At 58.7% G+C, this 14249-nt stretch carries 10 protein-coding genes and 4 tRNA genes; 1 reads left to right on the top strand and 13 read right to left on the bottom strand.

Translation table 11 applies throughout. The features are described from left to right. Positions 1 to 90: 90 nt before the first annotated feature. Both rpoC and rpoB read right to left on the bottom strand, forming a co-directional pair. Entirely contained in the window at positions 91 to 4329 is a 4239-nt protein-coding gene (gene rpoC / locus AC57B1_RS10120) for a DNA-directed RNA polymerase subunit beta' (RefSeq protein WP_091798343.1), read from the bottom strand. Positions 4330 to 4350: 21 nt separating this feature from the next. Next, the gene (gene rpoB / locus AC57B1_RS10115; RefSeq protein ID WP_496417454.1) at positions 4351 to 8457 is read right to left on the bottom strand and encodes a DNA-directed RNA polymerase subunit beta; all 4107 of its coding nucleotides are present in this window, start codon (positions 8455 to 8457) and stop codon (positions 4351 to 4353) included. 124 nt (positions 8458 to 8581) lie between these two features. Between rpoB and AC57B1_RS10110 the strand changes: the two genes are divergently transcribed. Then, positions 8582 to 8824, top strand: coding sequence for a hypothetical protein (locus AC57B1_RS10110; protein ID WP_496417453.1), 243 nt, complete (start codon positions 8582 to 8584; stop codon positions 8822 to 8824). A gap of 3 nt (positions 8825 to 8827) precedes the next feature. Here the strand turns inward: AC57B1_RS10110 and rplL are convergent, their stop codons facing one another. The 11 genes from rplL to AC57B1_RS10055 form a co-directional block, all read right to left on the bottom strand. Further along, positions 8828 to 9202, bottom strand: a complete 375-nt coding sequence (gene rplL, locus AC57B1_RS10105; protein ID WP_091798332.1) for a 50S ribosomal protein L7/L12 — start codon at positions 9200 to 9202, stop codon at positions 8828 to 8830. A 63-nt stretch (positions 9203 to 9265) separates the two neighbouring features. Next, positions 9266 to 9769, bottom strand: a complete 504-nt coding sequence (rplJ, locus tag AC57B1_RS10100) for a 50S ribosomal protein L10 (RefSeq protein WP_496417452.1) — start codon at positions 9767 to 9769, stop codon at positions 9266 to 9268. Between the two features lie 302 nt (positions 9770 to 10071). Further along, a complete protein-coding gene (rplA, locus tag AC57B1_RS10095) occupies positions 10072 to 10770 on the bottom strand; it encodes a 50S ribosomal protein L1 (RefSeq protein WP_007180145.1) in 699 nt (232 codons plus the stop codon). After that, positions 10771 to 11202 carry a 50S ribosomal protein L11 gene (rplK, locus tag AC57B1_RS10090; RefSeq protein ID WP_007180146.1) on the bottom strand — a complete coding sequence of 144 codons (432 nt, stop codon included), beginning with the start codon at positions 11200 to 11202 and terminating at the stop codon, positions 10771 to 10773. A gap of 165 nt (positions 11203 to 11367) precedes the next feature. Beyond that, positions 11368 to 11925 carry a transcription termination/antitermination protein NusG gene (nusG, locus tag AC57B1_RS10085; RefSeq protein ID WP_007180147.1) on the bottom strand — a complete coding sequence of 186 codons (558 nt, stop codon included), beginning with the start codon at positions 11923 to 11925 and terminating at the stop codon, positions 11368 to 11370. Between the two features lies 1 nt (position 11926). Then, the gene (gene secE / locus AC57B1_RS10080; RefSeq protein WP_408187767.1) at positions 11927 to 12307 is read right to left on the bottom strand and encodes a preprotein translocase subunit SecE; all 381 of its coding nucleotides are present in this window, start codon (positions 12305 to 12307) and stop codon (positions 11927 to 11929) included. A gap of 36 nt (positions 12308 to 12343) precedes the next feature. Further along, positions 12344 to 12419, bottom strand: a tRNA-Trp gene (locus AC57B1_RS10075). A gap of 65 nt (positions 12420 to 12484) precedes the next feature. Further along, positions 12485 to 13675 carry an elongation factor Tu gene (tuf, locus tag AC57B1_RS10070; protein WP_007180138.1) on the bottom strand — a complete coding sequence of 397 codons (1191 nt, stop codon included), beginning with the start codon at positions 13673 to 13675 and terminating at the stop codon, positions 12485 to 12487. A 63-nt stretch (positions 13676 to 13738) separates the two neighbouring features. After that, positions 13739 to 13813: transfer RNA gene (locus tag AC57B1_RS10065), tRNA-Thr, on the bottom strand. Positions 13814 to 13829: 16 nt separating this feature from the next. After that, positions 13830 to 13903: transfer RNA gene (locus tag AC57B1_RS10060), tRNA-Gly, on the bottom strand. Between the two features lie 42 nt (positions 13904 to 13945). Further along, a tRNA-Tyr gene (locus AC57B1_RS10055) sits at positions 13946 to 14031 on the bottom strand. Positions 14032 to 14249: the final 218 nt, after the last annotated feature.

Raw genomic sequence — 14249 nt, 5'->3', positions numbered from 1 at the left:
CGCATAAAAAAAGCCGCTCAGTCGAAACTGAGCGGCTTCGCTGGCTAGAGCTCCAAGCGGCTTGCACCGCCTGGACCTACTGACCTGAGCTTACTCGCCTGAGTGCTGCTGTTCGGCGGCCGGGGTTTCCGGCGTACCGAATTCGAACGACTCTTCCGCTGCGATCTGATCGAAACGCTCGCGGTCGGACAGTTCCTTGCTCTTGCGCGCCTTGTGGAACGCGAGACCCGTACCAGCCGGAATCAGACGGCCGACGATCACGTTTTCCTTCAGACCACGCAGGTCGTCACGCTTGCCCATGATCGCCGCTTCGGTCAGCACGCGGGTCGTTTCCTGGAACGACGCCGCCGAGATGAACGAATCGGTCGACAACGAGGCCTTCGTGATACCGAGCAGCACGTTTTCGTACGTTGCCGGACGCTTGTCTTCCGCGATCATACGGTCGTTCTCATCGAGCATATCCGACCGCTCGACCTGTTCGCCCGGGATGAAACGCGTATCGCCGTTGTCCGTAATCTGCACGCGGCGCAGCATCTGACGAACAATCACTTCAATGTGCTTGTCGTTGATCTTCACGCCTTGCAGACGGTACACGTCCTGCACTTCGTCCACGATGTAACGCGACAGCGCTTCGATACCTTGCAGACGCAAGATGTCGTGCGGATCGGCCGGACCGTCGACAATCATTTCGCCCTTGTTGACGACCTGACCATCGTGCACCAGAACCTGCTTTTCCTTCGCGATCAGGAACTCGTGCTGATTGCCTTCGAGGTCCGTGATAACGAGACGCTGCTTGCCCTTCGTGTCCTTACCGAACGACGTCGTACCCGTGACTTCCGCCAGGATACCTGCGTCCTTAGGCGAACGTGCTTCGAACAGTTCAGCCACACGCGGCAGACCACCGGTAATGTCACGCGTCTTCTGCGATTCAACCGGGATACGTGCCAGCACTTCACCGACCTGCACTTGCTGACCATCCTTCACGGTGATCAGAGCGCCGACCTGGAAGCCGATCTGCACCGAGTGCTCGGTGTTCGGGATCTTGACTTCTTCGCCGTTCGCGTCGAGCAGCTTGACCTGCGGACGCACCGTCTTCGAAGCTTGCGAACCACGACGCTTCACGTCGATCACGACCAGCGTGGACAGACCCGTCACATCGTCGATCTGCTTGGCAACCGTCACGCCTTCTTCGACGTTTTCGAACTTCACCGTACCGCCCCACTCGGTGATGATCGGACGCGTCATCGGATCCCACGTTGCCAGTTGCGTGCCGGCCTTGATCTGCGCGCCGTCCAGTTGCAACAGCGTCGCGCCGTACGGCACCTTGTGACGTTCGCGCTCGCGACCGTGGTCGTCGGTGATCATGGCTTCGCCCGAACGCGAGATGACGATCTGCTCGCCCTTCGCGTTGGTGACGTAACGCATGGTTGCCGTGAAACGCACCGTACCGTTCGACTTCGCTTCAACCGACGAAGCCACTGCCGCACGCGATGCCGCACCACCGATGTGGAACGTACGCATCGTGAGCTGCGTGCCCGGTTCGCCGATCGACTGCGCAGCGATCACGCCAACTGCTTCACCGACGTTGACCGACGAGCCGCGGCCCAGGTCGCGGCCGTAGCAGGCTGCGCACAGACCGTAACGCGTTTCGCAAGTCAGCGGCGTACGCACGCGCACTTCGTCGATGCCGAGGCGTTCGATTTCTTCGACCGCATCTTCGTCGAGCAGCGTGCCCGTTTCGTACAGCGTTTCCTGCGATTCCGGATTGACGACGTCAGCCACCGTCACGCGACCGAGAATACGGTCACGCAGCGCTTCGACGACTTCACCGCCTTCGACCAACGCCTTCATGGCGACGCCGTTGGACGTACCGCAATCGTCCTCGACCACCACCAGATCCTGCGTCACGTCGACGAGACGACGCGTCAGGTAACCCGAGTTAGCCGTCTTCAGTGCCGTATCAGCCAGACCCTTACGTGCACCGTGGGTCGAGATGAAGTACTGCAACACGTTCAGGCCTTCACGGAAATTCGCCGTAATCGGCGTCTCGATGATCGAGCCGTCCGGCTTCGCCATCAGGCCACGCATACCGGCCAGCTGACGAATCTGAACCGCGGAACCACGAGCACCCGAGTCCGCCATCATGTAAATCGAGTTGAACGATTCCTGACGCGTTTCGTTGCCGTCGCGGTCCGTGACCGGTTCCGTCGACAGCTGCTCCATCATCGCCTTGCCGACCGCTTCCGACGTTGCCGACCAGATGTCGACCACGTTGTTGTAGCGCTCTTGCGACGTGACGAGACCCGACATGTACTGACGGTCGTATTCCTTCACCTTCTTCGCGGCGTCGCCGACGATGGTTTCCTTCTGCGGCGGCACGAGCATGTCGTCGACGCAGATCGAGATACCCGCGCGCGTTGCCAGACGGAAACCCGACTGCATCAACTGGTCGGCGAAAATCACCGTTTCGCGCAGACCGCACTTGCGGAACGCGGTGTTGATGAGGCGCGAGATTTCCTTCTTCTTCAGCGGCTTGTTGAGCACCGAGAACGGCAGGCCCGGCGGAAGAATTTCCGACAGGATTGCACGGCCGACGGTGGTCGGGTAAAGCGTGATCTTCGGCACGAACGCCGGCGCACCTTCCGACTTGTCTTCGTTGTGGACCATTTCGGTGATCCGCACGTTGACGCGCGAGGCAAGCTCGACTTCCTTGTTCTCGTACGCACGCAGCGCTTCCGAGACGCCGGTGAACGTCAGGCCTTCGCCCTTAGCATTCACGGCTTCACGGGTCGCGTAGTACAAACCGAGCACGATATCCTGCGACGGCACGATCGACGGATCGCCGTTGGCCGGGAACAGGACGTTGTTCGACGCCAGCATCAGCGTGCGCGCTTCCATCTGCGCTTCCAGCGACAGCGGCACGTGAACAGCCATCTGGTCACCGTCGAAGTCGGCGTTGAACGCCGCGCAAACGAGCGGGTGCAGCTGGATTGCCTTACCTTCGATCAGCACCGGCTCGAAAGCCTGAATGCCAAGACGGTGAAGAGTAGGCGCACGGTTCAGCATGACCGGATGTTCGCGGATCACCTCTTCCAGGATGTCCCACACCACCGGCGTCTGGTTCTCGACTTCCTTCTTCGCAGCCTTGATGGTGGTAGCGACACCCATCACTTCGAGCTTGTTGAAGATGAACGGCTTGAACAGTTCGAGCGCCATCAGTTTCGGCAGACCGCACTGATGCAGCTTGAGCGTCGGGCCGACCACGATCACCGAACGGCCCGAATAGTCGACGCGCTTACCGAGCAAGTTCTGACGGAAACGACCGCCCTTACCCTTGATCATGTCAGCGAGCGACTTCAACGGACGCTTGTTCGCGCCGGTCATGGCCTTACCGCGACGACCGTTGTCGAGCAGCGAATCGACGGCTTCCTGCAGCATCCGCTTTTCGTTGCGGACGATGATTTCAGGCGCTTTCAGTTCGAGCAGACGCTTCAACCGGTTGTTACGGTTGATCACGCGGCGATACAGGTCGTTCAGGTCCGACGTCGCGAAGCGGCCGCCGTCCAGCGGCACCAGCGGACGCAGTTCCGGCGGCAGCACCGGCAGCACTTCGAGCACCATCCAGTCAGGCTTGATGCCCGAACGCTGGAAAGCCTCGAGCACCTTCAGGCGCTTTGCGTACTTCTTGATCTTCGCTTCCGAACCCGTGTTCTTGAGTTCAGTGCGCAGCATCTCGACCTGTTCGTCGATGTTGATCGCGCGCAGCAGTTCGCGCACGCCTTCCGCGCCCATCTCGGCACGGAATTCGTCACCGTATTCTTCGACCTTGTTGTAGTAATCCTCTTCCGTCATGATCTGCCGCGCTTTCAGCGGCGTCATGCCCGGATCGATCACCACATATGCTTCGAAGTACAGCACGCGTTCGATGTCGCGCAGCGTCATGTCGAGCACCATGCCCAGACGCGACGGCAGCGACTTCAAGAACCAGATGTGCGCAACCGGCGAGGCCAGTTCGATGTGGCCCATGCGTTCGCGACGCACTTTCGCCAGCGTCACTTCAACGCCGCACTTCTCGCAGATCACGCCACGGTGCTTCAGGCGCTTGTACTTGCCGCAAAGGCATTCGTAGTCTTTGATCGGCCCGAAGATCTTCGCGCAGAACAAACCATCGCGTTCCGGCTTGAACGTCCGGTAGTTGATGGTTTCCGGCTTCTTCACTTCACCGAACGACCACGAACGGATCTTGTCCGGCGAAGCCAGACCGATCTTGATCGCGTCAAAAACTTCAGGCTGTTGGACTTGCTTGAATAGATCGAGCAGAGCTTTCATTGCTTTCTCTCCGTAGTCCGATTAGTTGCGGTCGAGGTCGATATCGATACCGAGCGAGCGGATTTCCTTCACCAACACGTTGAAGGATTCCGGCATGCCGGCGTCGATCACGTGATCGCCCTTGACCAGGTTTTCATAAACCTTGGTCCGGCCTGTCACGTCGTCCGACTTCACCGTCAGCATTTCCTGCAGCACGTACGATGCGCCGTACGCTTCGAGCGCCCACACTTCCATTTCACCGAAACGCTGGCCACCGAATTGCGCCTTACCGCCCAACGGCTGCTGCGTCACGAGCGAGTACGGGCCCGTGGAACGCGCGTGCATCTTGTCGTCGACCAAGTGGTGCAGCTTCAGGTAGTGCATGTAGCCGACCGTCACCATACGTTCGAACATTTCGCCCGTACGGCCGTCGTACAGACGCACCTGGTTCTTCGACGGCGTCATGCCGAGGTTCTTCGCGATGTCGTCCGGGAATGCCAGATCCAGCGCGCGCGACATTTCTTCTTCCGTCGCACCGTCGAACACTGGCGTAGCGAACGGCACGCCTTCGCGCAGGTTCTTCGCCAGTTCGACGATCTCGTCGTCCGTGAAGCTGTCCAGCTCTTCGGCGCGGCCCGACTCGTTGTAGATCTTGGTCAGGAATTCGCGCAGTTCTTCGATCTTCGCCTGACGCTGCAGCATTTCGCCGATACGCCAGCCGAGACCCTTCGCGGCCCAACCCAGATGCACTTCGAGAACCTGACCCACGTTCATCCGCGACGGCACGCCGAGCGGGTTCAGAACGACGTCAGCCGGACGGCCGTCGGCCATGTACGGCATGTCTTCGATCGGAACGATCTTCGACACCACACCCTTGTTACCGTGACGGCCGGCCATCTTGTCGCCAGGCTGCAGGCGGCGCTTGACTGCCAGATACACCTTGACCATCTTCAACACGCCCGGCGGCAATTCGTCGCCTTGCGTGAGCTTCTTGCGCTTCTCTTCGAACGCCAGATCGAACTGGTGACGCTTCTGTTCGATCGAGTCCTTGATCGCTTCGAGCTGTGCCGCTGCTTCTTCGTCCGCGAGGCGGATGTCGAACCAGTGGTAATGATCCAGATCTTGCAGGTAAGCCTGTTCGATCTTCGTGCCCTTCGCCAGCTTCTTCGGACCGCCGTTCGCGACCTTGCCGTCGAGCATACGTGCGAGACGCTGGAAGGCGTCGCCTTCCACGATACGCAGCTGGTCGTTCAGGTCGAGGCGATAGCGCTTCAGTTCATCGTCGATGATCTGTTGCGCGCGCTTGTCGCGCTGAATGCCTTCACGCGTGAACACTTGAACGTCGATCACGGTGCCGCTCATGCCCGAGGGCACGCGCAGCGACGTGTCCTTCACGTCCGAAGCCTTTTCACCGAAGATCGCGCGCAGCAGCTTTTCTTCCGGCGTCAGCTGGGTTTCGCCCTTCGGCGTGACCTTGCCGACCAGCACGTCGCCTGCTTCGACTTCAGCGCCGATGTAGACGATGCCCGACTCATCGAGACGGCCAAGTTGCACTTCAGCCAGGTTCGAGATGTCGCGCGTGATTTCTTCCGGTCCGAGCTTCGTATCGCGAGCAACGACGTTCAGTTCTTCAATGTGGATCGACGTGTAACGGTCGTCCGCAACCACCTTCTCCGAGATCAAGATCGAATCTTCGAAGTTGTAGCCGTTCCACGGCATGAACGCGACCAGCATGTTCTGGCCGAGAGCCAGTTCGCCGAGGTCGGTCGATGCGCCGTCAGCCAGCACGTCGCCGCGCGACACGATGTCGCCGACCTTCACGATCGGGCGCTGGTTGATGTTCGTGTTCTGGTTCGAACGCGTGTACTTGATCAGGTTGTAGATGTCCACGCCGGTTTCGCCAGCAGCGGCTTCATCGTCGTTCACGCGAATCACCATACGGCCTGCGTCGACGTAATCGACCACACCGCCGCGGAATGCCTGAACCGTCGTACCCGAGTCGACTGCCACCGTGCGCTCGATACCCGTACCGACTACCGCCTTTTCAGGACGCAGGCACGGCACAGCCTGACGCTGCATGTTCGAACCCATCAATGCGCGGTTCGCGTCATCGTGCTCGAGGAACGGAATCAGCGATGCTGCCACCGACACGATCTGCGACGGCGCCACGTCCATGTACTGGATGCGGTCCGGCGTGACCATCAGCGTTTCGCCTGCTTCACGCGACGACACCAGTTCATCGGTCAGCGAGCCGTCTTCCGCCACGGCCGCGTTCGCCTGAGCGATCACGTAACGGCCCTCTTCGATCGCCGACAGGTAATCGATTTGATCCGTCACCTTGCTGTCCACGACCTTGCGATACGGCGTTTCGAGGAAGCCGTATTCGTTCAGGTGCGCGTACAGAGCGAGCGAGTTGATCAGGCCGATGTTCGGACCTTCCGGCGTTTCGATCGGGCACACGCGACCGTAGTGAGTCGGGTGCACGTCGCGGACTTCAAAGCCAGCGCGCTCACGCGTCAAACCGCCCGGGCCAAGTGCCGAAACGCGGCGCTTGTGGGTGATTTCCGACAGCGGGTTCGTTTGGTCCATGAACTGCGACAGCTGCGACGAACCGAAGAACTCGCGAATCGCCGACGAAATCGGCTTCGAGTTGATCAGGTCGTGCGGCATCAGGTTTTCGCTTTCGGCCTGGCCGAGGCGTTCCTTCACAGCACGCTCGACACGCACGAGACCCGCGCGGAACTGGTTTTCCGCCAATTCGCCGACGCAACGCACACGACGATTGCCCAAGTGGTCGATGTCGTCCACTTCGCCCTTGCCGTTACGCAGCTCGACCAGGATCTTGATCGTGGCGAGGATGTCGTCGTCTTGCAGCGTCATCGGTCCGACGATTTCGTCGCGGCCGACACGGCGATTGAACTTCATACGACCCACCTTGGACAGGTCGTATGCGTCTTCGCTGTAGAACAGACGGTTGAACAGCGCCTCGACCGCTTCTTCGGTCGGCGGTTCGCCCGGACGCATCATGCGGTAGATCGCGATGCGCGCGGCCATCTTGTCCGCGGTTTCGTCGATACGCAGCGTCGACGAGATGTACGGACCTTGATCCAGATCGTTTGTGTAGAGCGTCTGGATGTCTTTGATCTTCGACTCGCGCAGCTTCTCGAGCACGGTTTCCGTGATTTCGTCGTTCGCGTTAGCGATGACTTCACCCGTGTCGCCGTCGACGACGTTCTTCGCCAGCACGCGGCCGAGCAAATAGTCTTCCGGAACCGAAATAAACTTGGTCTTGGCGTTGTCGAGGTCGCGAATGTGCTTCGCGTTGATCCGCTTGTCCTTCTGGACGATCACGTTGCCATCACGGTCCGTGATGTCGAAACGCGCGACTTCACCACGCAGACGCTCCGGCACGAATTCCATCTGCGCGCCTTCCGGCATCAGCGTGAAATTGTCGAACACGAAGAAGTTTGCGAGGATCTGTTCCGGCGTGAGGCCGATTGCCTTCAGCAGGATCGTGACCGGCATCTTGCGGCGACGGTCGACGCGGAAGTACAGCACGTCCTTCGGGTCGAACTCGAAATCGAGCCACGAACCGCGATAAGGAATAATACGTGCCGAGAACAGGAGCTTGCCTGAGCTGTGCGTCTTGCCTTTGTCGTGCTCGAAGAACACGCCCGGCGAACGGTGCAGCTGCGAAACGATCACACGCTCCGTGCCGTTGATGACGAACGAACCCGTCGGCGTCATGAGCGGGATTTCGCCCATGTACACTTCTTGTTCCTTCACTTCCTTCACAACCGGCTTGCTCGGCGATTCCTTGTCGAGCAACACCAGGCGGACTTTCGCGCGCAATGCCGAGCAGTACGTCAAACCGCGCTGCTGACATTCCTTGATGTTGAATGCCGGCGGCGACAGCATGTAGCTGACGAACTCTAGACGAGCGAACCCGTTATGCGAAACAATTGGGAAAACGGAGGTAAACGCAGCTTGCAGGCCTTCCGGCTTGCGTTGCGTGGACGACGTGTCTGCTTGCAGAAACGTGCTGAATGATTCAAGCTGGGTAGCCAGCAGGAAAGGTACTTGGTGAACGATGGGGCGCTTCGCAAAACTCTTGCGAATACGCTTCTTCTCGGTGAAGGAATATTGCATACGATCTCCGAATCACGGCGGGCATTGTTGTCGAGGCAGGATACCTTGATGAGACAACCCGAGTGTTCACCGACTGAGACCCGATGGCCGTCCGATGGCTTGAACGAGCCTAGAAGCTTGGTGGTTGGCCGCTACCAACCGCTGGCTGACGGCAGCGGATGCCTATGTTGCCCGCTACCCGACCAAACTTGCCTTCTGCAGTCGCTTCAGAAGACAAAGAGAAACGCCGGTCAATGTTGCCGAATGGCGGTTTTCTTTGGCTTCTGGGGCTTCAGTTTTTGCCAAAATTAGCTGGCAAAAACGTGGTCCCCACAAAGCACAAAAAGGCCGGCGGTGGAAAACCGCCAGCCTTCGCACAGCGCGCTGAAACTTACTTGATTTCAGCCTTCGCGCCGGCTTCTTCCAGCTTCTTCTTGGCTTCTTCAGCAGCAGCCTTCGGTACCGATTCCTTAACAGGCTTCGGTGCGCCGTCGACCAGGTCCTTCGCTTCCTTCAGGCCGAGACCCGTCAGTTCACGAACAGCCTTAATGACCGAAACCTTGTTCGCGCCGACTTCCGTCAGGTTGACCGTGAATTCGGTTTGCTCTTCAGCAGCAGCAGCAGCGCCGCCGCCTGCCGGGCCTGCCACTGCAACAGCAGCTGCCGACACGCCAAACTTTTCTTCGAACGCCTTAACCAGCTCGTTCAGTTCCAGAACCGACATCGAGCCTACGGCTTCGAGAATGTCTTCTTTTGCGATTGCCATTTGAAATACTCCTAAATTGAATTCGGATACAGCCAGCGATCAATCACGCTCGACTGAAGTGCATTACGCAGAGGTTTCTTCGCCTTGTTTCTTTTCTGCCAGCGCGGCCAGAGCGCGCGCAAAGCCGGAAACAGGTGCTTGCATAACGTACAACAGCTTGGAGAGCAGTTCTTCCCGGCTCGGGATGTTTGCCAGCGCTTGCACGCCAGCCTTGTCCATCACCTTGCCTTCGTAGGAACCAGCCTTGATGACCAACTTGTCATTGCTCTTGCTGAAGTCATTGACGACCTTAGCAGCAGCAATTGCATCTTCCGAGATGCCGTAGATCAGGGGGCCAGTCATCTGCTCTGCCAGCGGAGCAAACGGGGTACCTTCAACAGCGCGACGCGCCAGCGTGTTTTTCAACACGCGAAGGTAAACCTGTTGCTCACGCGCTTTCGCGCGCAGCTTGGTCAGATCGCCAACCGCGATTCCACGATACTCAGCCAGAACCACGGTCTGGGCTTTCGCGACTTGCGCGGCAACCTCAGCAACGACGGCCTGCTTGCTTTCTTTGTTAAGTGGCACGGTTAACCTCCAGATTCGATACACGCAGCGTGCGCCTTGTGTACCGCGTTCAATAACGGCGTCCGACCAGTCAGGAGTATTTCAACCGCCCAACATTCGCATTGCTGCGGACATCGACCGGCTTCATCACTACAAAACCTTTTCGGGTTCGCCATCTGCGTTGGCCTTACATTAAGGACCCGCCCACCTGCTGCGTGCCCGCCAACGGTCTTTGACAACCGGTCGCTCAATGCAGACTGCCACTTTGCGACCGCCCAAAGCCCATAAAACCGCCTCGACTCTCGCCGAGACGATGAAATCTATTACTGCGCTGCGATCGATGCCTGATCGACGCGAACGCCGACACCCATCGTGCTCGACAGTGCAACCTTGCGCAGGTAGACACCCTTGCTCGTTGCCGGCTTCGCTTTTTGGAGCGCATCAACGAGAGCGTTGAGGTTGCTACGCAGAGCCGTCGGCTCGAACGAAGCACGGCCGATCGTGGCATGGATGATACCGGCCTTGTCGACACGGAATTGCACCTGACCAGCTTTGGCGTTCTTCACCGCAGTCGCGACGTCCGGCGTAACCGTACCGACCTTCGGGTTCGGCATCAGGCCGCGCGGGCCGAGGATCTGACCGAGCGTACCGACAACGCGCATTGTGTCCGGCGAAGCGATCACGATGTCGAAGTCCAGCTTGCCGGCCTTGACTTGTTCGGCCAGGTCTTCCATACCGACGACTTCGGCGCCAGCTGCACGAGCCTGCTCAGCCTTTTCGCCTTGCGCGAAAACGGCGACACGGACCGACTTACCGGTACCAGCCGGCAGGACGACCGAACCACGAACCACTTGGTCCGACTTCTTCGCGTCGATGCCGAGTTGCACCGCAACGTCGATCGACTCGTCGAACTTCGCGCTCGCACATTCCTTCACGAGCGACAGGGCTTCGTCAATCGCGTAGAGCTTTTGACGATCAACCTTGGCTGCAAATGCTTGCAGACGCTTTGAAAGCTTAGCCATTTACACGCCCTCCACGGTGATGCCCATCGAGCGGGCGCTACCAGCGATCGTACGAACCGCTGCGTCCAGATCAGCTGCCGTCAGATCGGGCATTTTGGTCTTGGCGATGTCTTCAGCTTGAGCGCGGGTGATCTTGCCGACCTTGTCGGTATGCGGCTTGCTCGAACCCTTGTCGATCTTCGCTGCCTTCTTGATCAGTACCGTTGCCGGCGGCGTCTTCAGAACGAACGTGAAGCTCTTGTCCGCGAACGCGGTGATCACGACCGGAATCGGAAGACCCGGTTCCAGTGCCTGGGTCTGCGCGTTGAACGCCTTGCAGAACTCCATGATGTTCAGGCCGCGTTGACCCAGTGCCGGACCGACCGGCGGCGACGGATTGGCTTTACCTGCAGGAATCTGCAGCTTGATAAAGCCGATGATTTTCTTTGCCATGTTGAAAACCTCTTTGGAACACCACATGGGCACATGCGGTTGTTCAGTGAGTAGTAGCGCGCGTTCCCCGGAAAATCGGATACTGACGCTCCTCAACGGCCATTACGCGGACCGTAAGCGCGAAATACGGAGCGCACCGACTGGTGCGCTCCGTAGAATTCTGGATTACAGCTTTTCGACTTGGCCGAATTCCAGCTCGACCGGCGTAGCGCGGCCGAAGATTGTAACGGAAACACGGACGCGCGACTTTTCGTAATTCACTTCTTCGACGCTACCGTTGAAGTCCGTGAACGGACCGTCCTTCACCCGCACCATTTCGCCGACTTCAAACAGGGTCTTCGGACGTGGCTTCTCCACGCCCTCCTGCATCTGCGACATGATCTTCTCGACTTCGCGCGGGGAGATCGGACTCGGGCGATTACGCGCACCACCTACGAAACCCGTCACCTTCGCTGTGTTTTTCACGAGGTGCCACGTCTCGTCTGTCATTTCCATCTCGACCAACACATAGCCCGGAAAGAAACGACGCTCGGTCACCGATTTGTGACCACCTTTTACCTCGACCACTTCTTCAGTCGGAACGAGAATTTGACCAAACTGGTCTTGCATGCCGGCACGTTCGATACGCTCCTGAAGCGCCCGCTGCACGCTCTTCTCCATACCGGAGTAGGCGTGCACGACGTACCAACGCTTGCCGCTCGGGGATGCCGGAGTATCACTCATATCATTTCCAACCCAGAATCACCGAGAAAATCGCCCATTCAATGGATTTGTCGCTAACCCAGAGAAAAATTGCCATGACGAACACGAAGCCGAACACTACGAGCGTTGTCTGGGTAGCCTCTTTGCGGGTAGGCCAAACAACCTTACGGACTTCCTTGTACGAGTCTTTGGCGAAAGCGATGAAACCCTTGCCAGGCGCGGAGAGAAGACCGACTGCAACACCCGCGATCGCACCTACAGCCAAGGCGGCTCCGCGGACGTACCATTCCTGGCCACCAAGCCAGAAGAACCCCACGAACCCGGCCAAGACTAACAATACGCCCGCGACGAGCATCAGCTTATCGCCGGATGTATTTACAGTTTCGACGGAAGGATTCGCCATAACACCTTAACGAAGCGCCACATAAGGCGCGAGAGTTGGCAGGGGCAGAGGGAATCGAACCCCCAACCTTCGGTTTTGGAGACCGACGCTCTGCCAGTTGAGCTATACCCCTAAACCATTTTGGGGTTGACGACACCGCCAACCCCGAAACTACCGATCAACGAGAACTGTCTGGCGTTACTCGAGAATCTTGGCAACCACACCTGCGCCGACCGTACGGCCGCCTTCGCGAATTGCGAAGCGCAGGCCTTCTTCCATCGCGATCGGGTTGATCAGCTTCACCGTGATCGACACGTTGTCGCCCGGCATGACCATTTCCTTGTCCTTCGGCAACTCGATCGAGCCCGTCACGTCCGTCGTACGGAAGTAGAACTGCGGACGGTAGTTGTTGAAGAACGGCGTGTGACGACCGCCTTCATCCTTGCTCAGCACGTACACTTCAGCCGTGAAGTGCGTGTGCGGGTTGATCGAACCCGGCTTGGCCAGAACCTGGCCACGCTCCACGTCTTCACGCTTCGTGCCGCGCAGCAGGATACCGACGTTGTCGCCTGCCTGACCCTGGTCGAGCAGCTTGCGGAACATTTCCACGCCCGTGCAGGTCGTCTTCACCGTCGGCTTGATACCGACGATTTCGATTTCCTCGCCAACCTTCACGACGCCGCGCTCAACGCGACCCGTCACCACCGTGCCGCGACCCGAGATCGAGAACACGTCTTCCACCGGCATCAGGAATGCGCCGTCAACTGCGCGCTCCGGCGTCGGGATGTACGTGTCCAGCGCATCGGCCAGATTCATGATCGCCACTTCGCCCAGCTCGCCCTTGTCGCCTTCCAGCGCCAGCTTGGCCGAACCCTTGATGATCGGCGTTTCGTCGCCCGGGAAGTCGTACTTCGACAGAAGTTCGCGAACTTCCATCTCGACCAGCTCCAGCAGCTCAGCGTCGTCCACCATGTCGCACTTGTTCAGGAACACGATGATGTACGGAACGCCAACCTGACGCGCCAGCAGGATGTGCTCACGCGTTTGCGGCATCGGGCCGTCAGCGGCCGAGCACACCAGGATCGCGCCGTCCATCTGCGCTGCGCCCGTGATCATGTTCTTCACATAGTCAGCGTGGCCCGGGCAGTCGACGTGTGCGTAGTGGCGGTTAGCCGTTTCGTACTCGACGTGTGCCGTGTTGATCGTGATACCACGTGCCTTTTCTTCCGGCGCCGCGTCGATCTGGTCGTATGCCTTCGCTTCGCCGCCAAACTTCTGCGTCAGAACCGTCGTGATCGCTGCCGTCAGCGTGGTCTTGCCGTGGTCAACGTGACCGATCGTGCCGACGTTCACGTGCGGCTTGGTCCGCTCAAACTTACCCTTGGCCATTTTCGACTCCTAAGAGGATTTTTCCGTACGTTGCGCCGGGCGCAAACAATCACCGAGTACTTCTGGTGCCCATGGGCAGGATCGAACTGCCGACCTCTCCCTTACCAAGGGAGTGCTCTACCACTGAGCCACATGGGCGCTACTTCTGTGTTGCTGGAGCGGGTGAAGGGAATCGAACCCTCGTCGTAAGCTTGGAAGGCTTCTGCTCTACCATTGAGCTACACCCGCAAGGATCCATGGATTCCCAAACAACTGCTGCAACTTGCATTCTGGTGGAGGAGGTTGGATTCGAACCAACGTAGGCGTAAGCCAACAGATTTACAGTCTGCCCCCTTTAGCCACTCGGGCACCCCTCCGCAGAGAACTGATGATTATGGGGGAACAACCGCTTGTTGTCAAGACTTGCTTGACCGTTCCAAACCCAAGGCTCTCACTTATATAGTGTTTTCAGCGCGGCCGTAAACGCAGAAACCCCACCTTTATGGGGTGGGGTTTCTGATGCTGCTGGGGAGCCTGACGATTACCTACTTTCACACGGGAATCCGCACTATCATCGGCGTGGAGTCGTTTCACG

This window comes from Paraburkholderia sp. BGA-UO-ETr-F21 (genome assembly GCF_059567925.1).
The sequence above is the reverse complement of the archived record's forward strand: the minus strand, read 5'-3'. Positions and strand labels throughout refer to the sequence as shown.